The 23,473-nt window shown below is 60.2% G+C and carries 22 protein-coding genes; 11 read left to right on the forward strand and 11 right to left on the reverse strand.

Annotated elements, in window-relative coordinates; genetic code table 11:
• Positions 1–39: 39 nt before the first annotated feature.
• Positions 40–624, reverse strand: a complete 585-nt coding sequence (locus ACQZ5G_RS14505) for an NnrU family protein (RefSeq protein ID WP_448736507.1) — start codon at positions 622–624, stop codon at positions 40–42.
• 150 nt (positions 625–774) lie between these two features.
• Between ACQZ5G_RS14505 and ACQZ5G_RS14510 the strand changes: the two genes are divergently transcribed.
• Entirely contained in the window at positions 775–1,758 is a 984-nt protein-coding gene (locus tag ACQZ5G_RS14510) for a polysaccharide deacetylase family protein (protein ID WP_448736506.1), read from the forward strand.
• A gap of 53 nt (positions 1,759–1,811) precedes the next feature.
• Here ACQZ5G_RS14510 and sbmA read toward each other — a convergent pair whose 3' ends face one another.
• The 4 genes from sbmA to ACQZ5G_RS14530 form a co-directional block, all read right to left on the reverse strand.
• Entirely contained in the window at positions 1,812–3,080 is a 1,269-nt protein-coding gene (sbmA, locus tag ACQZ5G_RS14515; protein ID WP_035240299.1) for a peptide antibiotic transporter SbmA, read from the reverse strand.
• 181 nt (positions 3,081–3,261) lie between these two features.
• The gene (locus ACQZ5G_RS14520; protein WP_448736505.1) at positions 3,262–4,452 is read right to left on the reverse strand and encodes an MFS transporter; all 1,191 of its coding nucleotides are present in this window, start codon (positions 4,450–4,452) and stop codon (positions 3,262–3,264) included.
• Between the two features lie 317 nt (positions 4,453–4,769).
• Complete coding sequence (gene map, locus ACQZ5G_RS14525) at positions 4,770–5,522, reverse strand: type I methionyl aminopeptidase (RefSeq protein ID WP_065655656.1); 753 nt, start codon at positions 5,520–5,522, stop codon at positions 4,770–4,772.
• Between the two features lie 54 nt (positions 5,523–5,576).
• Positions 5,577–6,638 carry an LLM class flavin-dependent oxidoreductase gene (locus ACQZ5G_RS14530; RefSeq protein WP_448736504.1) on the reverse strand — a complete coding sequence of 354 codons (1,062 nt, stop codon included), beginning with the start codon at positions 6,636–6,638 and terminating at the stop codon, positions 5,577–5,579.
• A 232-nt stretch (positions 6,639–6,870) separates the two neighbouring features.
• On the opposite strand from ACQZ5G_RS14530, the gene ACQZ5G_RS14535 reads away from it, so the two are divergent.
• The 5 genes from ACQZ5G_RS14535 to ACQZ5G_RS14555 all read left to right on the forward strand — a co-directional run bounded on the left by ACQZ5G_RS14535 (position 6,871) and on the right by ACQZ5G_RS14555 (position 13,624).
• Complete coding sequence (locus ACQZ5G_RS14535; RefSeq protein WP_003524233.1) at positions 6,871–7,647, forward strand: 3-hydroxybutyrate dehydrogenase; 777 nt, start codon at positions 6,871–6,873, stop codon at positions 7,645–7,647.
• Between the two features lie 138 nt (positions 7,648–7,785).
• Positions 7,786–9,255, forward strand: coding sequence for a xanthine dehydrogenase small subunit (gene xdhA, locus ACQZ5G_RS14540; protein WP_448736503.1), 1,470 nt, complete (start codon positions 7,786–7,788; stop codon positions 9,253–9,255).
• A gap of 3 nt (positions 9,256–9,258) precedes the next feature.
• The gene (gene xdhB, locus ACQZ5G_RS14545; RefSeq protein WP_448736502.1) at positions 9,259–11,598 is read left to right on the forward strand and encodes a xanthine dehydrogenase molybdopterin binding subunit; all 2,340 of its coding nucleotides are present in this window, start codon (positions 9,259–9,261) and stop codon (positions 11,596–11,598) included.
• A gap of 10 nt (positions 11,599–11,608) precedes the next feature.
• Positions 11,609–12,457 carry a xanthine dehydrogenase accessory protein XdhC gene (xdhC, locus tag ACQZ5G_RS14550; protein WP_448736501.1) on the forward strand — a complete coding sequence of 283 codons (849 nt, stop codon included), beginning with the start codon at positions 11,609–11,611 and terminating at the stop codon, positions 12,455–12,457.
• A 237-nt stretch (positions 12,458–12,694) separates the two neighbouring features.
• Positions 12,695–13,624 (forward strand): LysR substrate-binding domain-containing protein, encoded by a 930-nt coding sequence (locus ACQZ5G_RS14555; RefSeq protein ID WP_020810938.1) that lies wholly within the window; start codon positions 12,695–12,697, stop codon positions 13,622–13,624.
• On the opposite strand, the gene ACQZ5G_RS14560 is transcribed toward ACQZ5G_RS14555, so the two are convergent.
• Positions 13,600–13,938, reverse strand: a complete 339-nt coding sequence (locus tag ACQZ5G_RS14560; RefSeq protein WP_162936601.1) for a hypothetical protein — start codon at positions 13,936–13,938, stop codon at positions 13,600–13,602. The genes ACQZ5G_RS14555 and ACQZ5G_RS14560 overlap by 25 nt on opposite strands.
• A 506-nt stretch (positions 13,939–14,444) precedes the next feature.
• Here ACQZ5G_RS14560 and puuD point away from each other — a divergent pair.
• The 4 genes from puuD to ACQZ5G_RS14580 all read left to right on the forward strand — a co-directional run bounded on the left by puuD (position 14,445) and on the right by ACQZ5G_RS14580 (position 19,250).
• Positions 14,445–15,707 (forward strand): urate hydroxylase PuuD, encoded by a 1,263-nt coding sequence (gene puuD, locus ACQZ5G_RS14565; protein WP_080835594.1) that lies wholly within the window; start codon positions 14,445–14,447, stop codon positions 15,705–15,707.
• On the forward strand, positions 15,704–17,014 hold the full coding sequence (guaD, locus tag ACQZ5G_RS14570) for a guanine deaminase (protein ID WP_448736500.1): 1,311 nt from the start codon (positions 15,704–15,706) through the stop codon (positions 17,012–17,014). The genes puuD and guaD overlap by 4 nt, the downstream gene beginning before the upstream one ends.
• A gap of 303 nt (positions 17,015–17,317) precedes the next feature.
• Entirely contained in the window at positions 17,318–18,037 is a 720-nt protein-coding gene (locus ACQZ5G_RS14575) for a sulfite exporter TauE/SafE family protein (RefSeq protein WP_448737053.1), read from the forward strand.
• A 79-nt stretch (positions 18,038–18,116) separates the two neighbouring features.
• Entirely contained in the window at positions 18,117–19,250 is a 1,134-nt protein-coding gene (locus tag ACQZ5G_RS14580; RefSeq protein ID WP_059754267.1) for an alpha-hydroxy acid oxidase, read from the forward strand.
• A 209-nt stretch (positions 19,251–19,459) separates the two neighbouring features.
• On the opposite strand, the gene ACQZ5G_RS14585 is transcribed toward ACQZ5G_RS14580, so the two are convergent.
• Positions 19,460–19,804: a DMT family transporter gene (locus ACQZ5G_RS14585; RefSeq protein ID WP_003524247.1), complete on the reverse strand. Its 345-nt coding sequence runs from the start codon at positions 19,802–19,804 to the stop codon at positions 19,460–19,462.
• Complete coding sequence (locus ACQZ5G_RS14590) at positions 19,801–20,373, reverse strand: TetR/AcrR family transcriptional regulator (RefSeq protein WP_448736499.1); 573 nt, start codon at positions 20,371–20,373, stop codon at positions 19,801–19,803. Before ACQZ5G_RS14590 ends, ACQZ5G_RS14585 begins: the two co-directional genes overlap by 4 nt.
• 201 nt (positions 20,374–20,574) lie before the next feature.
• Here ACQZ5G_RS14590 and ACQZ5G_RS14595 point away from each other — a divergent pair, with 201 nt between their 5' ends.
• A complete protein-coding gene (locus tag ACQZ5G_RS14595) occupies positions 20,575–21,867 on the forward strand; it encodes a serine hydrolase (RefSeq protein ID WP_448737052.1) in 1,293 nt (430 codons plus the stop codon).
• A 3-nt stretch (positions 21,868–21,870) separates the two neighbouring features.
• Here the strand turns inward: ACQZ5G_RS14595 and ACQZ5G_RS14600 are convergent, their stop codons facing one another.
• The 3 genes from ACQZ5G_RS14600 to ACQZ5G_RS14610 are packed head-to-tail and all read right to left on the reverse strand — an operon-like array spanning position 21,871 to position 23,473.
• Positions 21,871–22,614, reverse strand: a complete 744-nt coding sequence (locus tag ACQZ5G_RS14600) for a metallophosphoesterase family protein (protein WP_448736498.1) — start codon at positions 22,612–22,614, stop codon at positions 21,871–21,873.
• A 5-nt stretch (positions 22,615–22,619) separates the two neighbouring features.
• Positions 22,620–22,976 (reverse strand): hydroxyisourate hydrolase, encoded by a 357-nt coding sequence (gene uraH / locus ACQZ5G_RS14605; protein WP_003524255.1) that lies wholly within the window; start codon positions 22,974–22,976, stop codon positions 22,620–22,622.
• On the reverse strand, positions 22,973–23,473 hold the full coding sequence (locus ACQZ5G_RS14610) for an ureidoglycolate lyase (protein WP_080856668.1): 501 nt from the start codon (positions 23,471–23,473) through the stop codon (positions 22,973–22,975). Before ACQZ5G_RS14610 ends, uraH begins: the two co-directional genes overlap by 4 nt.

Below are 23,473 nucleotides of genomic sequence, written 5' to 3' on the forward strand. Positions count from 1 at the left end.
CCTATTTTGCCTGATATGTAAGGGGGAAACGTTGATTTCCTACAGGACGATGGGCTGAACGCCGATCAACCATTCGTGCAGTTTCAGGATGAAAGCACCCCACAGGACGATGCCGCCGAGGATGGCCACCAGATCGTAGCGGCCTGAAACGAAGTCCCGGACCACTTTTTCGCCCACTCGTTCCCGGCGCTTCAGCGAAATCCGCATCACCACGCCCCAGGCAAGGAACGATGCGAAAAGAAGGATCGAAGACGTCTCACCATTGGCCAGAAGATGCGCAAGCGCCCAGATTTTAACCGAGAGGATGAGCGGATGTTTCGTCTTCACTGCGATGTGGCCAGCCGGTATGAGGCTGGCGATAAGACAGATCATCGCCGGCAGCATCAGGGTCACGGCGAGATGGCTCGTCCAGACAGGCGGATACCACAACATTCCGGTTTCCTGCCGCGCTTCGCCGAAGGCATAGATGACGAGGCCGAGCGTGATGAGGCTGACGAGGGAATAGACGCCCTTGAAGGGGCCTTCCCCCATCGCCGCGATCATCCGCGCGCGAAATTGCGGTGCGACCACCTTCAAAAGATGCGTCAGCAGGAACAAGGCAAGACAGAGTGCGAGAAAAAGCATGAAACACGGTCCCCCGGGTGGAACGAAGCGGCCCTATCACCGCAAGCTGCAACAGGAATTAGGCCGAAAGTCACGAAAACGCCAGACTATTCAAAGCTTCGCCTTATTCCACCCGCAAAAGGCCACGGTGTTTCATATGACGGATAACTGATGTTTCGCCCTTTTGCCGCTTTTTCCCTGTCGCTTCTCGCCGCCCTGCCCGCTCTTGCGCAAGAGGCTGAGAAGCCGAAGCAGCTCGTCATCGTCTCCTTCGACGGCGCCGGCGACAATATGCTGTGGGAAAGAAGCCGCGCGACGGGCAAGCAAGTCGGCGCGCATTTTACCTATTTCCTGGCCTGCACGCTGGTGATGGACAGGAAGACCAGCGCCAAGACCTATCAGGGACCCGGCCAGAAGGCGGGTCGCTCCAATGTCGGTTTCGGCCAGTCGCCGGAAGAGGTGGAGGCAAGGCTCAGAAACATCTGGGCCGCCTATCGCGAGGGTCACGAGATCGGCAACCACACCTGCGGCCATTTCGATGGCGGGCAATGGACCGCCGAACAATGGGACGGCGAATTCACCACCTTCACCAGCACGCTGGAAAATGCCTGGCAGATGATCGGCAAGAAGGGCGAGGAGCCCGAAGGCTGGCGCGAGATGGTGAAAAAGATCAATGGTTTCCGCGCGCCCTATCTCTCGCAGGGGCCGGCGCTGACCGAAGCGCAGAAAAAGCACCGTTTCGTCTATGACGCCACCAGCATTACCAAGGGACCGGAATGGCCGGTGGAGCGCGACGGCATAGAGCATTTCGGCCTGCCGCTCATTCCCGAAGGTCCGGAAAACCGCCCGATCATCGCCATGGACTACAATCTCTTCATCCGCCACTCCATCGGCGTCGAGACGCCGGATCGTTCGAAGGAATTCGAGGACCGCGCCTATACGGCTTTCCGCAATGCATTCGACAGGCAATATAATGGCGAGCGCATTCCACTACAGATGGGCTTTCACTTCGTGAAGATGAATGGCGGCGCCTATTGGAACGCCTATGAACGGCTGCTGCGCGAAGTCTGCGGCAGGCAGGATGTCGCCTGTGTAAGCTATGCCGAGGCGATGCCGATGATCAAGGCGCGGAAGAAACAGAAGACCGAGGGCTGAATCTTCTCAGCTTATGAAAAAGGCGGCCAATCGGCCGCCTTTTTTGTTCTCCATCAGGGTTTGTTGGCCGCCAGCTCGCCGGCTTCCGCTTCCCGCTGAAGATAGCGCTCGTCGATATCCGGCAGGGGCTTGTCGTCGATCGCGGCCTCGAAGGCCACAAGACGTTTGTGGATGGACAGCAGCTCGATGATCGTGGTCCATGAATTGACCAGATACTGGAACGAATTGCTGACCTGACCGAAGGCCGTGGCGATCTGCTGGTAGATACCGTAGGTGATCTTGCCCGCCACGATGGTCGGAACGAGCATCAGAAGCAGGAACACCGCATCGGCCTGAATGTAGAAATACCGCGCGACGTTGAAATAGAGATAGTGCCAGTACATGCGGAAATAGTTTTTCCGCACATTGGAGTAGAGTTCCTTGACTGTCGGCGGCTGGGCGCGGTCGGCGTGGTCCTCGCCATAGACGAGTTCCTTGCGATAGGCGGCTTCCACACGCTGGTTGCGGAAGTTCAGGCCGGGCAGTTTGATGCCGACTGTCGCCAGAAGGACCGTACCGAAGATGGACCAGACGATTGCCAGCCAGAACAACGCATGCGGCACTTCACCGAGGATCGGCAATTCCGAGACATAAGACGACAGCGCAAACAGGATCGGCAGGAACACGACGAGCGTCATCACCGAATTGATCAGCGTGATGCCCAACCCTTCGAGCGTTGAGGAGAACCGCATCGTATCTTCCTGAACGCGCTGGGAAGCACCTTCGATGTGACGCAGCTTTTCCCATTTCGACATGTAGAAGTCGTTCATCGCGGTTCGCCAGCGGAAGATATAATGGCTGGTGAAGAAATCCGTCAGGATCGAAACCGCCATGCTGAGAAAGGCGATCTTGGCGAAGACGATCTGAAGGCTGTAGAAATCCCAGACCTCGATACCCGGCTGTTTCGAAAGGGCATTTTGCAGAAGATCGCCGAAAGGCCGCCGGAAATTGTTGATCACGACGGAAATCTGAACGCCGAAATAAGTCACCGCGATAATCAGCAACGATCCCCAGATGGACCAGTATTTCCAGGGATGATCCTTGGCGATAACGGTCCACACGCCGCCGAACGCCGCCAGACACAACGCGAGATAGGCGTAAAAGAACAGGTTAGCCGGGACCAGGAAGTAGCTGAGATCGTAGGGTTCCTGTTCAGGCATTACATAGCCCCAAGACCGACCTAACCCTTCAACGATGAAGTACCATCCGAGAATGGCGAAAAAAGCCCAGATAATGGCCGACGTGAAGAAGATTTTCGGTTTGGGAAAGAAGGAATGAAACACGTTTCGAACTCACGCGCGTTTGAAATCAGCCATTATTGGCGAAGCACTTATTGGCCCGAACCTAGGGCAGAAATTTGTGCACAGCAATGAAGAAGCGTCGACCTTAACAAGATGTAAGGCGCGTGCGACGGACAATCCCCAAGGGAAACACCGGATGAAAGGCAGGAAAGACGGCCCCAGCCTAGCGCCGCCGCTCCGTCGCGAGCACCGGCAGCATCAGCAGAATGCTGACGACGAGCACGGCCGAAGCGAGAATGCTGGGCGCGGTAAAACTTCCCGTCACCTCGGCAATCCAGCCGGCGGCAAGCGGCCCAACAATCTGGCCCGTGCCGAAGGCAGCCGTCATCAGCGCAAAGGCGCGGCGCGGGCTCGGCCCGGCAAATTCCCGGCCGAGCTGCAGGCCATAAGCGGTGATGACCATGAAGGTCAGCCCGAGAAGCAGGCCTCCGGCGAGAACACCCGGCACCGGCGGCAGCATGACGGAAGCGAAAACACCGACGGCTTCGACGGCAAGCACGATGACGAAGGCGCGTTTCAGCCCCTGCGATTTCAAGACCGGTTTCCAGAGGAAAAGCGAAATGGCGGCGGCGCAGCCGGTGATGAACCAGACCAGAAACTCCACGAAAGCACCGGCTGCGGCCATGCGGGCAATCGCCACGATGAAGGTGGCGGTGATGACGTAACCGAAACCGAAAAGCCCATAGGCCAGCGTCGTAAGGAAGAGCGGCCGCGTCCAGTGGAGCGGCGGCTCCGCAACAGAGGATGCATGTCGCGGCGGGCCTGCGGGCAGCACCCGCCAGACGAGAATGAATGTGATGAAGGAAAAGACAGCGCCTGCAATCCATTCCTCCCGCCATGAGGAACCGCCGCCGTCAAAAACGACGCCGATCAGATAGACCGCAAGCGAGGAGATCGCGATGCCCGCACCGACACCGCCATAATGCAGCGCCTGAATGCTGTCCTTGCCCGCCTTGACGGCATGGCCGATAACGATCTGCGAGGTAAAGATCATGGTCAGCGCGCTGGCGACACCGGCCAGAAACCGGATGACGGTGAAAGCCGCGACGGAATTGAAAGCCGCCATGGCAAGCAACAATGCCCCGGTGGCAAACAGGCCGCAAAGCGCCACCAGCCGTTCCCGCCCCGAACCCCACGAATAGGCCGCCAGAACCGCCCCCGCCAGATAACCGGCGAAGTTACCCGCCGCCACGATCCCCGCATCCCCCGCCGAAAGCGGAACATCCGCCATCATGCCGGGCAGAATGGGGGTGAAAGAAAAGCGGCCGAAACCCATGGCGGAGGCCATCATCAGCGCCCCGGAAAATCCAAGTGCGGTCAGATGTCTGGCGGAAAGTGGCTTGTCGATGCTCATGCATGGCTTATCGCAACGGGGCGGATAAGGGACAAGCGAGTTATTTTGATCGGCGTTATAAGCGGTCGTTATCGGTTCAAGACCTAAGGTGAAGGATACCGCGCCGCGCCTTCCAACCCTCATTCCTGTGCTTGTCACAGGAATCCAGCCGACGCGCGTCCGCGCGGCGAAAAGACTCCTTTCAGCTCAAGGACTTGGGCTGGCTGGATCCCTGCGACAAGCACAGGGATGAGGAGATGGAAGAGTTTTGAATACGGCAAGTCCGCACTGCTGGGCGGGCTATGCGTCCGGCATCGCAAACGTCTGCAATGCTCTCCTCACTCAGCCAGCGTCAGCACCAGCGGCCCGTTCTTGGTCGCAACCACGGTATGCTCATACTGCACCGTCGGCGCGCTCGGATCGCTATAGAGCGTCCATGGATCGTCATCGCCGTCCTCGGCCCAGTAGGCGCCCGTCGAGAGAAACGGCTCGACGGTAAACACCATGCCTTCCTGCATGATGCGCCGCTCGTCCTTGTCCGGCCAGGTCGCCAGTTCCTTCGGCTCCTCGTGCAGCGAGCGGCCGATACCGTGGCTGGCGAGATTGGTGATCAGCGTATAGCGGTTCTTCTTGGCAAAGGCGCCGATGGCATTGCCGATATCGGCGAAAGGCCGGCCGGTTTTCACCTGCTGCAGGCCCGTCCACATGGCGCGTTTGCCATCGCGGCACAGCCGCTCGATGTCCTTCTTCACCGGCGGCACGGCGAAAGACGAGCCGGTATCGCCGAAAAAGCCGTTCTTCACCGCCGAGACATCGATATTGACGAGGTCGCCCGCCTTGATGATGCGGGGGCCCGGAATGCCGTGAGCCACTTCCTCATTGACGCTGATGCAGGTCGCGCCGGGAAACTTGTAGCAGAATTCCGGCGCCGATTGCGCACCGTTATCCTCCAGCACCTTACGGCCGATGGCATCGAGCTCGGCCGTGGTGATGCCGGGTTCCAGCGCGTCCGCCATGGTCTGCATCGCGACGGCGCACAAACGGCCGATGTCCTTCAGCAGAACCAGTTCTTCTTCGGTGGAAATGACCATGTCTCTGTCCGTCGTTCTGTATGGCGGGTCTCAAAACGCCCGCCTTGGCAATCATCAGGCCGTGGCTTTCACCGGATCGGCGCTCCCCGTCAATTCTTTTCTGACGATCGGGGCGACTTTCGTACCATAAAGCTCGATGCCGCGCATGATCTGATCGTGCGGCATCAGGCCGATGGCCATCTGCAGCAGGAAGCGGTCATTCCTGAACACGCCATGCGCCTTGATAATCTTTTCCGCCACCAGCTCCGGCTCGCCAAGGAAGAGATTGCCCTCCGGCCCGCGCGCGGCGTCGAAATGCGCGCGGTTCGTCGGCCCCCAGCCACGCTCGCGGCCGATGCGGTTCATCACCTCCGCCTGCGGTCCGTAAAACTGGTCCGCCGCCTTGTCGGTGGTGTCGGCAATGAAGCCGTGCACATTGATGCTGGTGCGCAGCTTGGTCTTTTCCTGCCCGGCGCGGCGCGCGGCCTCATGATAGAGATCGAACAGCGGCGCGAAGCGGCGATATTCGCCGCCGATGATGGCAAGCGCCACCGGCAGACCCATGGCGCCTGCCCGCGCTACCGATTGCGGCGTGCCGCCAACCGCGATCCACACCGGCAGACGCTCCTGCAGGGGCCGCGGATAAACGCCGCGCCCGCTAATGGCTGGGTGCTTGGTGCCGGACCAGGTGACGATTTCCTGCTCCCGCAGCGCCAAAAGCAGATCGAGCTTTTCGGCAAAGAGCACGTCGTAATCCTCAAGATCATAACCGAACAGCGGGTAGGATTCGATGAAGGACCCGCGCCCCGCCATGATTTCGGCACGGCCGTTCGAGAGAAGATCGACGGTCGAAAACTGCTGGAACACCCGCACCGGATCGTCCGAACTCAGCACCGAAACGGCGCTCGTCAGGCGAATATTCTTCGTCTTCACCGCCGCCGCCGCGAGCACGGTGGAGGGCGAGGAGACGACATAATCCGGACGGTGATGCTCCCCGAGGCCAAAGACATCGAGCCCGACCTGATCGGCAAGTTCGATCTCTTCGATGAGTTCCCGCAGCCGGCGCGCGCCTTCCGGCCCACGGCCATCGGCGGGGTTGGGATTGACATCCGCGAATGTGTAAAGACCGAGTTCCATAGATGATACCTCTGTTTGCTTGCCTCAGAGATAGAGACGGAAGCCCCGGCAGGCAAATGCAGAATCTGGCGCAAAATCTGGATGCTTAGCTTCGAAAAAATGGATGGACGCGGCCTGTTTCACCGCGCAACCGAGCTCCCCCGAAATGGCGCCCGAAATGGCGATTGCCAGCCCGCCCCCTTTGGGCATACCTTGCTTAAACATGTGCGAAGTAATGCAAAAAGGGGAAAGCATGCATCGGACAGTTATCGTGACGGGCTCTACAAGCGGTATCGGCCTTGCGATTGCGCAGCGATTTGCGCGGGAGGGCGCCAATATTGTGCTGAACGGTTTCGGCGATGAGGACGAGATCGAAAAACTGCGCCTTTTGCTGGAAGCGGAAAGCGGCGGGCGCGTGCTTTATCACCCTGCGGATATGACGAAACCGGACGAGATCGCCGATCTCATTCAATCCTCGCACGAAAAACTCGGCTCTGTGGATGTGCTCGTCAACAATGCCGGCATCCAGCATATCGCGCCCATCGAGGAATTTCCGCCGGAGAAATGGGACTGGATCATCGCCATCAATCTGACCAGTTCCTTTCATACCATGCGCGCTGCGATACCGCTGATGAAGAAGGCCGGCAAAGGCCGTATCATCAACATCGCATCCGCCCACGGTCTCGTCGCCTCGCCGTTCAAATCGGCCTATGTGGCGGCCAAGCACGGCATCATGGGCCTGACGAAGACGGCGGCGCTCGAGCTTGCGCAGACCGGGGTTACCGTCAACGCCATCTGTCCGGGTTATGTGCTCACACCGCTCGTCGAAAAGCAGATACCGGAAATGGCGAAGGTGCGCGGCATCAGCGAAGAGGCGGTGAAGAACGATGTGATGCTGGAACTGCAGGCGACCAAGCAGTTCGTCACCGTCGACGATGTGGCCGCCGCCGCACTGTTTCTGGCAAGCGACGCCGCAAGCAACATTACCGGCACCCATATTTCCGTTGATGGCGGCTGGACGGCGCAATAATTGCCGAACTTTCTTTCCGTTTTGGAAACAATGAATTGCCAAAACGGAAATCGATATACGCCTGCGGGCGTGCATATGATGCGCAGGGACAATGACAAGAAACCGGCTCGGCAGCCGGTCAAAAAAGCAGGGCATTGCATGAACGACGCGATCAGCTTCATCCTCAACAGCGAAACCATCTCGCTGAAGGATTTCGGACCGACAGACACGCTTCTCGATTATCTCCGCATCAGCAAGCGGTTGACCGGGACCAAGGAAGGTTGCGCCGAAGGCGACTGCGGCGCCTGCACGGTGCTGGTCGGGCGGCTGCTGGATGGTTCCTTGCGTTATGAAAGCGTCAATGCCTGCATCCGCTTTTTAGGCTCGCTGCACGGCACCCATATCGTGACGGTCGAGCATCTGGCCGCGCGCGACGGCACGCTTCACCCCGTGCAGCAGGCGATGGTGGATTTCCACGGCTCGCAATGCGGTTTCTGCACGCCGGGCTTCATCATGTCGCTTTACGGCCTCTGGCTTTCCAGTGAAAACCCCGGCCGCGCCGACATCGAAAAGGCGCTGCAAGGCAATCTCTGTCGATGCACGGGTTATGAGCCGATCGTGCGCGCCGCCGAAAAGATCGCCGCTGCCCGCCCGAGCGCGCTGTTCGACCCGCTGCAACGGGACCGCACCGATATCATGGCAAGGCTCTGGGCGATCCGCGCCAATGAAACGATCACCGTCACCCACGGCGAGGACCGCACCATCATTCCAGCGACACTGGCCGAGCTGACCGAGATTTACGCTGCTGAACCGAAGGCGACCATCGTTGCCGGCTCCACCGATGTCGGCCTGTGGGTGACGAAGCAGATGCGGGCGCTGAACCCGGTCATCTTCATCAACAATCTCGGAGATCTGCAGACCATCACCGTGGATGAAGAGGGCGTGACACTCGGCGCAGGCGTCACCTACAGCCAGGCCTTCAAGACCATCGCAGACCATTTTCCGCCGCTTGCCCGACTGTTCGACCGCCTCGGCGGCGAGCAGGTGCGCAATATGGGCACCATCGGCGGCAATATCGCCAACGGTTCGCCCATCGGCGATACGCCTCCGGCGCTGATCGCGCTTAACGCGACGCTGACCTTGCGATCCTCCTCCGGCAACCGCAGCCTGCCGCTGGAAAGCTATTTCATCGATTACGGCAAACAGGACCGGCTGAGCGGCGAATTCGTCGAAAAGCTCTTCATTCCGTTCCGGAAGCCGGAAAGCCTCTACGCCGTCTACAAGATTTCCAAACGGCGCGACGAGGATATTTCCGCGCTCTGCGGCGCTTTCAACCTGACGCTCGATGCCGATGACACGGTCGAAGACATCCGCATCGCCTTCGGCGGCATGGCCGGCACGCCGAAACGCGCCGCGCATCTGGAGGCAGCCCTTCTCGGCAAGCCCTGGCGCCAGGAAACCATCGATGCGGCGCGCGATGTGCTGGACGAGGATTTCACCCCGCTGAGCGACTGGCGGGCGACTGCCGAATATCGGCAACTGACGGCCAAAAACCTGCTGACGCGGTTTTTCCTCGAGACTTCGGGGCAAAAGCAGGAACTTGTACGTTTTGCACTGGAGGAGGCTTGAACCATGGACACCACAAGCTTCGACAAGACCAAGACCGAAATCGATGGCCCGATGCACACTTCGCTCCGGCACGATTCCGCCCATAAACATGTGACGGGCAGCGCCGAATATATCGACGATATTCCCGAACCCGCTGGACTGATCCACGGCGCGCTCGGCCTTTCCGACCGGGCACATGCCGAAATCGTCTCGATGGACCTCTCGGAAGTGGAAAAAACACCCGGCGTGCTCTGGGTCATGGTTGCCAAGGACGTACCCGGCGAAAACGACATCTCTTCCGGCAGCCGTCACGACGAGCCGCTGCTTGCCGAAACCAAGGTGGAATTCCACGGCCAGCCGATCTTCGCGGTTTTTGCCGAAACCCGCGATATCGCCAGAAAGGCGGCCCGCAAGGCGAAGATCACCTATAAGGACCTGCCGCATTTCACCGATATCGACACGGCGATTGAAAATGGCGGCGCGCTGGTCATCGATCCGATGACGCTTAAGCGTGGCGATGCCAAGCTGGAAATGGATGTCGCACCACGCCGCCTTACCGGCACCATGCGGATCGGCGGACAGGAGCATTTTTATCTCGAAAGCCACATCGCCATGGCCGTGCCGGGCGAGGATGACGAGGTGACGCTATGGAGCTCCACCCAGCATCCGAGCGAAATTCAGCATATCGTCAGCCACATATTGCAGGTGCCGTCCAACGCCGTCACCGTGCAGGTGCGCCGCATGGGCGGCGGTTTCGGCGGCAAGGAAACGCAGGGCAACCAGTTCGCCGCCCTCTGCGCCATCGCCGCCAAGAAGCTGAACCGGGCCGTTAAAATCCGCCCGGACCGCGACGAGGATATGAGCGCCACCGGCAAACGCCACGATTTCCGCGTCGATTATGAACTGGGCTTCGATGAGGAAGGCCGTATCCACGCCGTCGACGCCACCTATGCCGCCCGCTGCGGTTTTTCCTCCGATCTCTCCGGTCCGGTCACGGATCGCGCGCTGTTCCATGCGGATTCCAGCTATTTCTATCCGCATGTGCACCTCACCTCGCGACCGCTGAAAACCCACACGGTCTCCAACACCGCCTTTCGCGGTTTCGGCGGCCCGCAGGGCATGCTGGGCGCGGAACGTTTCATCGAGGAAATCGCCTATGCGGTGGGCAAGGACCCGCTCGATATCCGCAAGCTGAATTTCTACGGCGAGACCGGCTCGGGCCGCACCACGACGCCCTATCATCAGGAGATCGAGGACAACATCATCGCCCGCATCGTCGAGGAGCTGGAAACCTCCAGCGACTATCGCGCGCGACGCGAGGCGATCATCGAGTTCAACAAAACGAGCCCGATCATCCGCAAGGGCATCGCGCTCACCCCTGTCAAATTCGGCATCTCCTTCACCATGACCGCCTTCAATCAGGCCGGCGCGCTGGTGCATATCTATAATGATGGCTCCATCCACCTGAACCATAGCGGCACAGAAATGGGCCAGGGCCTTTATACCAAGGTGGCGCAGGTGGTGGCCGATGCCTTCCAGGTGGATATCGGCCGGGTGAAGATCACAGCCACGACAACGGGCAAGGTGCCGAACACGTCGGCCACCGCCGCCTCCTCCGGCACCGACCTCAACGGTATGGCGGCCTATGACGCCGCCCGCCAGATCCGCGAGCGGCTAGTCAAGTTCGCCGCCGAGAACTGGAACGTCCCCGAAGAGGAGGTCGTTTTCCTGCCGAACCGGGTGCGCATCGGCCTTGAGGAAATCGCCTTCAATGATTTCATCAAAAAGGCCTATTTCGCCCGCGTGCAGCTTTCCGCCGCCGGTTTTTACAAGACGCCGAAAATCCACTGGGATCGCGCCGCCGGCCGCGGCACGCCGTTTTATTATTTCGCCTATGGCGCGGCCTGCTCGGAAGTGTCCATCGATACGCTCACCGGCGAATACTTGATGGAACGCACCGATATCCTCCACGATGTCGGCAAGTCGCTGAACCCGGCCATCGATATCGGCCAGATCGAGGGCGCTTTCGTGCAGGGCATGGGCTGGCTGACGACGGAAGAATTGTGGTGGGATGGCAAGGGACGGCTGCGCACCCATGCTCCCTCCACCTACAAGATTCCGCTCGCCTCCGACCGGCCGAAGAGCTTTAACGTCAAGCTGGCGGAATGGGCGGAAAATGCCGAACCCACCATTGGCCGCTCAAAAGCCGTGGGCGAACCGCCCTTCATGCTGGCGATCTCGGTTCTCGAAGCCCTCTCCATGGCCGTCGCCTCCGTCGCCGACTACAAGGTCTGCCCGCGCCTCGATGCACCGGCAACGCCGGAGCGTGTTCTGATGGCGGTGGAACGGCTAAAGAAGGTGTGAGGGGAGACCCATGACTTCCCTCTCCAGCTTCCTCACGCAATATCCAGCCACGATCCTCGTGGAAATCGAGGCCGTGAAAGGGTCCTCCCCGCGTGAGGCAGGAACCTTCATGCTGGTCTCGCAAGACGGCCTGTGGGAAACCATCGGCGGCGGACAGTTCGAATATATGGCCATGGACCACGCCCGGGCGATGCTGCGGAGCGGTTCTACCGAAGACCGCATGGATATTCCGCTTGGCCCGGAAATCGGCCAGTGCTGCGGCGGCCGCACCCTGCTCCGGTTCCGGCTGATAACTTCGGAAATCGCGGCAGCGCTGGAGGCGAGACTCAAGGGCGAGGCCGAGCAACAGCCCTCCGTCTTCATTTTCGGGGCGGGCCATGTCGGCAAGGCACTGGCCGAGGCGCTGTCGCTGCTACCCCTGACGCTGACAGTGGTGGAAACGCGGGAAAACGAACTGCACGATCTTCCAGTGAACATCGCATCCGTGCTGACCCCCATGCCGGAGGCGCTCGTCGCGAAAATTCCGGCAAACGGGGCTGCCATCATCGTCACCCACGATCACGCGCTCGATTTCCTCATCGCGAAGGAAGCGCTTGCCCGCGACGATCTCGCCTATGTCGGCATGATCGGCTCGAAGACCAAACGCGCCACCTTCGCCCATTGGCTGGAGCGGGAAGGAGAGCCCATGTCCCGCCTTGCAAAGCTCATCCTGCCCATCGGCGGCAACAGCGTCAGGGACAAGCGGCCTGCGATCATAGCGGCCCTTGTGGCAGCCGAGTTGTTGCAAGCATTTTCCGCTGCCGAAATCCGTCGCAGCGAAAATCGACACGGCCATCCTCAAGGCCAAGATCACGCCTGAGCCCGTCCGGCAGGCTTTCATCCGCCAGATTGTCCGGTGCAAGGCTTTCAAGGGTAAACCGTTCCGCTGTCCGCAGGCCCGCACGCAGGCGGGACCACGCGCGCAAGAGTGCTGTGCGCATGTTCGTCTCCATTCAAAAATATCAGAAGCTCAGTTGATGAATTGAGCTAAAAATGCTCTGTTTTCCGGAGAAAAACCAATGAAACCTTCGGCAATTGGCATAAAGAGAACTTATCCATGAAAATGTCCCGCCAGTTTCCCCTGAACGCCCTGCGGGTGTTCGAAGCTGCCGCAAGGCATCTGAGCTTCACCAAGGCCGGCGAAGAGCTGGGCATGACGCAGACGGCGGTGAGCTATCAGGTGAAGCTGCTGGAGGAGAATATCGGCGAGCCGCTCTTCATCAGAAAGGCGCGGCAGGTCTCGCTGACCGAGGCCGGGCAGAAACTCGCGCCGAAAGTCGCGGAAGCCTTCAACAATCTGCGGGAGGCCGTCGACAATGTGCGCGATACGTCCGACGCGACCCTGACAATCCATTCCACCGCCACCTTCGCCTCGCGCTGGCTTTCGCGGCATCTGGGTGCTTTCCAGCTTGAACATCCCTCGATTGCCGTGCGGCTCGACACATCAAGCGCTTTGATCGATTTTTCCCAGTCGGACTGCGATGTCGCCATTCGCTGGAGCAAAGATAACGGCAAAGGGCTGATCTATCATCAATTGCTGCGCGGCGTTTATACGCCGATGCTGCATCCGGGCCTTGCCGAAAGCATCGGCGGATTGCACAAGCCGGAAGACCTGCTGCGCCTGCGCATCATCGATCCCGGCGACATCTGGTGGAGCCAATGGTTTCGGGAAGTGGGTGTTGAAAATCCGGGCCTCGACCGTTATCCCCGCAGTCGCCTCAATGTGCAGGCCTTCGAAGCCGCCGCCGCAATCGCCAGCCAGGGGGTGGCCATGCTCACCCCTGAACTCTATGCCGATGAGATTGCGCTCGGCCGCCTTTATCAACCCTTCGAGCACCTCAGCAGCGAAGGCAAGAACTATTGGCTGGTCTACCCCGAAAACCGCAGGAACATCCGCAAGATAAGGCTGTTCCGCGACTGGATATTGAAGCGGATCGAGGAAAGCCGGCCGCAGCAACTGCCTCAAAACCCCATGTCCGGCGCATAAAAACAGCGCGGCGTGTCCTCATCCGGAAACAGACAGAGATGATATTCGCCGTCCTCGGATCGTCTTGCTTCGCGCTGCGACCAGTTGAAGACATGGCGTCGCGTGACCATGCGGTGATCGCCGGGTGCGAGCGAGACCTCGTAACCGTCAGGCGTGACACGAACACTGCGCGTGGGAATCATCTGGCAGTCGCCGGTTTCGGCGTCGCCATTGCAGCAATAGCTTTCATATTTGAACCCCTTGTGGGATTCATGGGCAAGCGCGGTGGCGCTGAACGCCAAAAGCAGGAAGAGGACCGTCAGAACAAGGCGCATCGGCATGGTCTCCGTTGAAACAACGGCGGCTGCCGGAAGATCATTGCGTCCCTTTATTCAAATTTCACATCAACACCCACCCGGACACAACGGCGCCGGGAACTGCGATACCTGCCCCCTGATCTACCCCCACCCAGGGTTCGCAGCGCCCGCTTTCGGAAGAACCGCCAGCGAAACATGTCATGGAAGCCCTGCGCATCGGCGTAAAACCGGAATGGATTTCCGGCAAGGCGCCCCGCAGGACTCCGCAGCCTTATATTTTAGCACATCGGCAGACTGCACAAAGGATAATAGCTGAGTCGCGTTAGCCAGCTAAGCACAAACTATGCGACAGGAATGAGCGGCTGCAACTTTACCGGGCCAACCCACATACACGGGTGAACTGAAACGAGATTGCGGACACAAAGGCGTCAGATTGTGAACAATCACCTCCCACCCTGTGCTTTTCCCTTTCCTAAAGGTCAAATTTCTCGCAAGGTGCGCTGCACAAGGATCAGGGGAACCGCATGTACGAATATGCCATTGCGTGGGAATGGATGGCCTTTGCCGTCCGCTGGCTCCACGTCATCACCGCCATCGCCTGGATCGGCTCGTCCTTCTATTTCATCGCGCTCGATCTCGGGCTGGTCAAACGGCCGCATCTGCCGCCGGGGGCCTATGGCGAGGAATGGCAGGTGCATGGCGGCGGCTTTTATCACATCCAGAAATATCTGGTCGCGCCTGCCCAGATGCCCGAGCACCTGACATGGTTCAAATGGGAAAGCTACGTCACCTGGCTTTCCGGCTTCGCCATGCTCTGCATCGTTTATTATGGCGGCGCCGATCTCTTCCTCATCGATCATTCCGTGCTGGCGCTCACCCAGTTCCAGGCCATCTGTCTGTCACTCGCCTCGCTTGCCATCGGCTGGCTGTTTTACGATTTTCTCTGCAAATCGCCGCTCGGCAACAATACCTGGGGCCTGATGATCGTGCTCTATGTCGCGCTGGTGGCGATGGCATGGGGTTATACGCAGGTCTTCACCGGCCGCGCCGCCTTCCTGCATCTCGGTGCATTCACCGCCACCATCATGTCGGCGAATGTGTTCTTCATCATCATTCCCAACCAGAAGATCGTCGTGGCCGACCTGATCGCCGGGCGCACGCCGGACCCGAAATATGGCCGCATCGCCAAGCAGCGCTCGCTGCACAACAACTATCTGACGCTGCCCGTCATCTTCTTCATGCTGTCGAACCATTATCCGCTGGCCTTTGCGACGCAGTTCAACTGGATCATCGCAGCGCTGGTCTTCCTGATGGGCGTCACCATCCGCCACTGGTTCAACACCACCCATGCCCGCAAGGGCAAGCCGACATGGACCTGGCTGCTGACCGCGCTGATCTTCATCGTCATCATGTGGCTTTCCACCGTGCCGAAGGTGCTGACCGGCGAGGAGGAACAGAAGGCCGCCACCCTTTCGCCGATGCAGCAGCAATTCGTCGCCGACGCCCATTTCGCCAAAGCGCGCGATGTGGTTCAGGGCCGCTGTTCCATGTGCCATGCGGCCGAGCCGGTGTGGGAAGGCGTGCCCTTCACGCCGAAATCGGTGAAGCTCGAAACCGACGAGCAGATCGCCGCCCATGCGCGCGAAATCTATTTGCAAGCCGGCCGCAGCCATGCCATGCCTCCCGGCAACATCACCGCCATCACCCCGGATGAGCGCAAGGTGCTGACCGCCTGGTACGAAAGCGCGGTTTCCGGGGCCGGAAAAGCCGAAGGAAAGACTGAATGAGCATGGTTCTGCTGCGTGGCCGCCTGCTGAGCTTCCGCCGCGCGCCGCTCGCAATCGACGATACGCAAAGCTACCTTTATATCGAAGACGGAGGCCTGCTGATCGAAGACGGCCGGATCGCCGCCATCGGCGACTACGCCGATATCCGCAAGCAGGCCCCCGAAGACATCGAGGAAAAGGATCACCGGCCGCATCTCATCGTGCCGGGCCTGATCGACATGCACCTGCATTTCCCGCAGATGCAGGTCATCGGCTCCTATGCCGCCAATCTGCTGGAATGGCTGAACACCTATACTTTCCCGGAAGAATGCCGCTTCGTCGAAAGCGCCCATGCCCAGCGCATCGCCACGCATTTCTACGACGAGTTGCTGCGCCACGGCACCACCACGGCCGCCGCTTATTGCTCCGTGCACAAGACCTCCGCCGACGCCTTCTTCACTGAGGCCATGAAGCGCAACATGCTGATGGTGGGCGGCAAGGTGATGATGGACCGCAACGCCCCGCAGGGCCTGCTGGACACGCCGGAAACCTCCTATGACGAGACGCGTCAGGTCATCGCCGACTGGCACGGCAAGGGCCGCAACCACGTCGCCATCACCCCCCGCTTCGCCATCACCTCCACCCCGAAGCAGATGGAAGCCGCCCAGGCGCTGGCGCAGGAATTCCCCGATCTCTTCATCCAGACGCATCTCTCGGAAAATCTCGACGAGATCAAATATACCTGCGAACTCTACCCGGAAGCGACCGACTATACCGATATCTATGTGCGCTACGGACTGATGGGCAACAAGACCCTGCTCGGCCACGCCATCCACCTCTCGGAGCGCGAGGCGGACGTGCTCTCGGAAACCGGCGCGGTCGCGGTGCATTGCCCCACCTCGAACCTCTTCATCGGCTCCGGCCTGTTCCCGATGAAAAAGCTGCAACGTCGCGAAAAGCCGGTGCGGATCGCGGTTGCGACCGATATCGGCGGCGGATCGAGCTATTCCATGCTGCGCACCATGGATGAGGCCTACAAGATCCAGCAATTGCTGGGCGAGCGCCTCAACCCGCTGGAAAGCTGGTATCTGATGACCCGCGGCAATGCCGAGGCCCTCTCGATGGTCGACCGCATCGGCACGCTGGAGGCCGGCACGGACGCAGACATCACCGTGCTGAACGCTTCCTCAACACCCGCCATGGCGCTGAAAATGGAAGTGGTGAACAGCCTGACGGAAGAACTCTTCCTGATGCTGACCATGGGCGACGACCGCACGGTGGTTGAGACCTATGTGGCCGGCAGGGCGATGAAGAGCACGCTTGCATAGTTCGGCTGTGGCCGAAACATTTGCTCATGGCCTCATGTATCAGTGGCCTATCAAATCGAGCGGGTGCCGCTTGTTTCTTCTCCCCGCCGGGGAGAAGTCCGCGGCAGCGGGATGAGGGGGCCAGCTCTCGATTTATCACCGACGTTGCCCCCTAATCCGACCCTTCGGGCCACCTTCTCCCCGGCGGGGAGAAGAAACCGTGTCGCACCCGCTCGTTTCAAATGACTGGCTGGCATCACCCGGCCGAAATGCGAATGACCTCTGGAGTGCCCGGTGCCGAACTTAGACACAACCACCCTGCTCATGATCCTCGCGACCTTCATCGTTGCCGGCATCGTCAAGGGCGTGACCGGCATGGGGCTGCCCACTGTCGCCATGGGCGTGCTCGGCCTCTTCATGCCCCCGGTCATTGCCGCAGGGCTGCTCATCCTGCCCTCCTTCATCACCAATATCTGGCAATTGCTGGCGGGGCCTGATTTTCGGGCCATCGTGAAGCGGCTGTGGCCGATGATGATCGCCATCGCGGTCGGCACACTCATCGGCATCCGGCTGATGACGGCGGGCACCGGCGTCTGGGCCACCTCGGCACTCGGCCTGTGCCTTGCGGCTTACGCAGCCTACAGCCTGCTTGCCAGACCGGTCTCGATTCCGGCAAGGCTGGAACCAAAACTCTCTCCCGTCATGGGACTGATAACGGGCCTTTTGACCGGCGGCACCGGAATTTTCGTCGTGCCCGCCGTGCCCTATATCCAGTCGCTCGGTTTCAACCGCGACGATCTCGTCCAGGCGCTCGGCCTTTCCTTCACCGTTTCAACCATTGCACTTGCCGCCGGCCTAGCCTCTCAAGACGCCTTCCGCGTCGAGCACCTGTCGGTTTCCGCACTCGCCGTGCTGCCCGCGCTTCTCGGCATGTGGCTCGGCCAGAAGATCCGTAACATCGTCAGCCCGGCCACATTCCGGCGCTGGTTCCTCATCTGCCTGCTTTTATTGGGAGCCGAGCTGTTTTTGCGGGCTTTCTGGTGACCCACCCAGTCGATTTTGATGTTGCAGCCGTCCCATTCATGTTATGTGAAGCCATCATTCAAATGTGAAGGCTTTATCCATGGGCAAAATCCTGACCATAGCTGACCTGAAGCAACAGGCTCAGCGCCGCGTGCCAAAAATGTTTTTCGACTACGCCGATAGCGGCGCATGGACGGAAGGCACCTACCGCGCCAATGAGGATGATTTTTCCAAGATAAAGCTGCGCCAGCGCGTGCTGGTGGATATGACCGACCGGTCGCTTGCCACCGAAATGGTCGGCGAGAAGGTTTCGATGCCGGTCGCGCTCTCCCCCACCGGCCTGACCGGCATGCAGCACGCCGATGGCGAAATGCTGGCCGCAAAAGCGGCCGAAGAATTCGGCGTGCCTTTCACGCTTTCCACCATGAGCATCTGCTCCATCGAGGATGTCGCTTCCGTCACCTCGAAACCCTTTTGGTTCCAGCTCTACGTGATGAAGGATCGGGACTTCGTCAACAATCTCATCGACCGGGCGAAGGCCGCCGGCTGCTCGGCGCTGGTGCTGACGCTCGACCTGCAAATTCTCGGCCAGCGCCACAAGGATCTGCGCAACGGCCTCTCCGCACCGCCGAAATTCACCCCGAAACATATCTGGCAGATGGCGACCCGGCCGAAATGGTGCATGGACATGGCTCGCACCAAGCGCCGCAGCTTCGGCAATATCGTCGGCCACGCCAAAAATGTCTCCGACCTCTCCTCGCTCTCCTCCTGGACGGCGGAGCAGTTCGATCCGCGCCTGTCGTGGAAGGATGTCGAATGGATCAAGGAACGCTGGGGCGGCAAGCTTATCCTCAAGGGCATCCTTGACGAGGAAGATGCCCGCGCCTCGCTCGATACCGGCGCCGATGCCATCATCGTCTCCAACCATGGCGGCCGCCAGCTCGACGGTGCGCACTCCTCGATCGCCATGTTACCGAAGATCGTCGATGCCGTCGGCGACAGGGTCGAGGTGCATATGGATGGCGGCATCCGCTCCGGTCAGGACGTGCTGAAGGCCGTCGCACTCGGCGCTAAAGGCACCTATATCGGCCGCCCCTTCCTTTATGGCCTCGGTGCCGATGGCAAGCAGGGCGTGACGACGGCGCTGGAGATCATCCGCAAGGAGATGGATGTCAGCATGGCGCTTTGCGGCAAGCGGCTGATTACGGATGTGGACCGCAGCGTTCTGGCGTGATGGTGACAAGGCAGAAGGCGCTCCGGAAATGCAGGAGCCGCATTCTCTGCCGTCATGCCGGACTTGGATACCGGCATCCAGCCACGGCGCGTCTGCGCCGTGAAAAGACCCTTCTGCGATCAAGGACTTGATCGCGCTGGACCCCGGTATCCAAGTCCGGGGTGACGGCGTGCGGACGTTGCCCTCGCGAGCGCCCTCAGCAGCCAGTCTCAATGCCCCACCGTCTTCGAAAAGACATTCACGATCACCACCCCCGTCACGATAAACCCGAGGCCGACAACGGCGGCGATATCCAGCGCCTGGCGGAACACGAAATAGCCGATGCCGGAAATCAGCACGATGCCGAGCCCGCTCCAGATCGCATAGGCCACGCCGACCGGCAGCGCCCGCAGCGTGAACGACAACAGATAAAAGGCCGCACCGTAAAACAGCGCCATCAGCACCGTCGGCAAAAGCCGGGTGAACTGCTGCGACTGCTGCAGGAACGAGGTGGCGATGACCTCGCAGACAATGGCCGCGACGAGCGCCCCGTAGGTGAAGATAGCCGCGTTCATTGTTCCATTTCCTTTTTCGTCTGGGCGATCATCCGGGCTCTGAGAGCCGCCCTGTCGCCACCTGCCCTGCCGTCATCGGCCAGAAGATCGGCAAACCAGATGCCGTCAGCCGCAAGCCTTACGAGTTCCAATACCACCCCCTCATCCGTTTCCTTATGACGGATGAGGCGCCCTTCGAACCAGCTGGTCCACATGCGCCTGAGCGACGGTTCACCGACCATCGACACCGATAACGCCGCCCATTGCCTGCCCGATTCCCGGTCGCGATCGGCGAAAACCGCGTTTACATAGGCCCTCGTGAAGCATCCGTAAGCTTCACAATCCTGTGAGATGAGCGCATCGATTTCCGCGTCCAGCGCCGAAAGAAGGTCCGCCATCACTGCCTCCAGCAAAGCCTGCTTGGAGGCGAAATGATGAAACAACCCGCCCTTCGTCACCCCGGCGGCATCCGCAACCGCCTGCACGGAAAGTGCTGCAACACCCTGCTCGGCAGCGAGTTTCGCCGCGCAATCGAGAAGACTGCGGCGAACGATCTCAGGCTGCTTTTTCCGTTCATGTGCATTTTTCATGTTTCAAAACATACCGGACGGTAGGTTTCTTTGCAAGGAAATTGTGAGGGCTGCCGCCGGCTTGAAATTCATACTTAATTAAGCATGAAAGCGATCTCTAAAGTTTTAGCGGTTTTGTTGCCGGAAAGTGTCAGTAAAACTTCGCTCATCGCGGCGGACGAACAAAAGGGGTGGATTATGTCGGGAACGATCAAACGGGGAATGGCGGGCGCATGGGTCTTCGCACTCGCCTTCTTTTGCGCGATCCTCTCATTGCAGACATCGCCTGCGCAGGCCGGTTACGCCCACTTCATCATGGATGCCAATACCGGCAAGGTTCTGGCCGCGCGCAATGCCGATGTGCTGAACCACCCGGCCTCGCTCACCAAGATGATGACGCTCTACATGACCTTCGAGGCGCTGCATTCCGGCCGGCTTCGCTGGGACCAGAAGATAAAGATGTCCAAGAACGGTGCAGCCGTTATCCCCTCGAAGCTTTATGTGCGCCAGGGGCAGACCTTCACCGTGCGCGAGGCGGTCTACGGCATGATCGTCAAATCCGCCAACGACATGGCGGAAGGCATGGGCGATCATCTCGGCGGCTCCGAGGCAAGGTTCGCCGAAATGATGACCCGCAAGGCCCGCCAGCTCGGCATGACGAAAACGGTGTTCCGCAACGCTTCCGGCCTGCCCAGCAAATCGCAGGTGACGACGGCGCGCGACATGGCGAAACTCGGCCTGGCGCTGCAGCGCGACTTTCCCAAGGAATACGGCCTCTTCGCCATGGAATCCTTCAGCTTCCGGGGAAAACGCGTCCGCGGCCATAACAATCTGATGTATCGCTATCAGGGCATGGACGGCATCAAGACCGGTTATACCAATGCTTCCGGCTTCAACCTCGTCAGCGCCGTCAATCACAATGGTCGCCGCGTCGTCGGCGTCGTGCTGGGCGGCAAGACCGCGCGCAGCCGCGATGCGCAGATGGCCGCCCTTCTGGACAAGGCCATGCCGCAGGCATCGCGAAGCCGCAACACCGAACAGCTCGTCGCCAGCGCCAATGTCAGCCGCACCTTTGCTGTGACGCCCGCAGCCGCGCCCACCGCCTCAGTACCGCCCGCCTCCGTACCATTGCCGATGTTCGCTGAGCGCCGCCAGGATCCGGTCGCCATGCAGATCGCCACGGCGAATAACCAGATGGCCGACATGATGCAGATTTCGGCCATCCCGCGGCCGGCTCCCGCGGCAGCCTCCGCCGGCCAAAGAAGCCGCTGGGAAGTGCAGATCGCCGCCACCGACAGCGAAGCCGCCGCCCGCTCGCTGCTCGCCAATGCCCGCTCCAACATCGCCGGAAATTATGCCGGGATCGCTCCCTACACCGAAGCCGTGCAGAGCGGCTCGGCAACTCTCTACCGCGCCCGTTTCACCGGCTTCGAAGACCAGTCTTCGGCGGTTTCCGCCTGTAAGGAACTGAAGGCGCAATCTTACTCCTGCGTGGTGATGACCAGCGAGGGGTGAGGATCAGCGCTTGAGCCAGCCGCCGGCCAAGGCTTCGGCCAGATGCGGGATGCCGTTGACCTTCGCCATCTCGGCCATGGCCATATTGTCGTAACGGATGTTGCGGAAATAGACCTGCCAGCCGCGCCCGGTCTCTTCCAGCACGGCATAGGTGGCAAGCGGGTGGCCGGCCTCGACGTGATGGTCGAAAGGCGTGTCGTCCTTCCAGCCGGGGCAGCCGACGCTGCCGGGATTGACGATCAGCCGGCCGTCGGAAAGCTGCACGGTGCGGGGAATATGGGTATGGCCACACAGCATCAGCGGCTGCGTGATGCCTTCCGCCATGGCTTCGATTTCGGCCAGCGGCCGCAATTTCAGAACGCCTTCCGGCGACAGCGTTTCCAGCCAATATTCCAGATCGTCGCGCGGCGAGCCATGGCAGCAATAAGCGACATCCTTGAACACCATGCTGAATGGCAGGGTTTGCAGCCAGTCCAGATGGGCGGCGCTCAGCTGCGCATGCGCCGGCCTCTCCCAGCTCCCCATCTCCTCCGGGGCACGGTCGATCAGTTCCCGGTCATGATTGCCGCGAATGCTGGGTATCCAGTTGCTAACAAGCACATCGCCGGTAAACCCCGCTTCCAGCGGGCCGCTGAAACAATCGCCGAGATTGACGATGTCCTTGATGCCAAGCCTCGCGATATCCTCCAGCACGGCTTCGAGTGCTGCGCAGTTTCCGTGAATATCGGCAATGGCGGCAAAGATCATGGCAATCAGCTTCCTCGATAGGTGGAATAGCTATAGGGCGAAAGCAGAAGCGGCACATGGTAGTGGCCGCTCTCATCGGCAATGCCGAAACGGATCGGGATAATATCGAGAAAGGCCGGCTCCGGCAGCGCCACACCCTTGCCGCGCAGATAATCGCCGGCATGGAAAACCAGCTCGTATTGACCCACCTTGAAACTGTCGCCGGCAAGCAGCGGCCCGCCATCGACACGGCCGTCGCTATTGGTCTGCACCGTCTTCAGCTTCTCGCGGCGATCGCCGGAGAGCCGGTAGAGCTCGATCGTCAGCCCTTCGGCGGGCGTGCCCTGAGCGGCATCGAGGACATGGGTGGTCAAACCGGTCATGGCTTGGGCTCCGCGATCATATAGGGCTTATCGAAAAAATACTCTTCCAGATTGTTACCCGGCCCATCGCGGTCGGCAACCAGAAAATCCGAAACCGCCTGCAATGGCATCAGCGGATAATGCCAGACATTGCGGCGGTAATTCACGCCCTGATCGCCCCGCGCCAGAAACACCTGCGGCCGGCCGGGCCGGCCGCCGTCGTCATCGGCGACGACCACGAGGAAGGGCCGGCCGGAAAGCGGCGAAAAACTCTGGCTACCGAGCGGATGCCGCTCCATCATTTCGATTTCATGCGGAAAGGCGCGCGGCTGCCCGCGGAAAATATTGAGGATGACACGCGCGCCCTCACCCGCCGCCTCCGGAGCTGCAAGCGCATGATGCCGCTCGGTCTGGCCGCCATTGATATGCCGCATGGAAGAGGGTGTCGTTTCGATCACATCACCGAAGGATGCGAAAGCCTCTTTGGTGAGAGGTTTTATGTCGAGAAAATCAGTCAA

This window comes from Agrobacterium sp. 22-214-1, assembly GCF_053522465.1.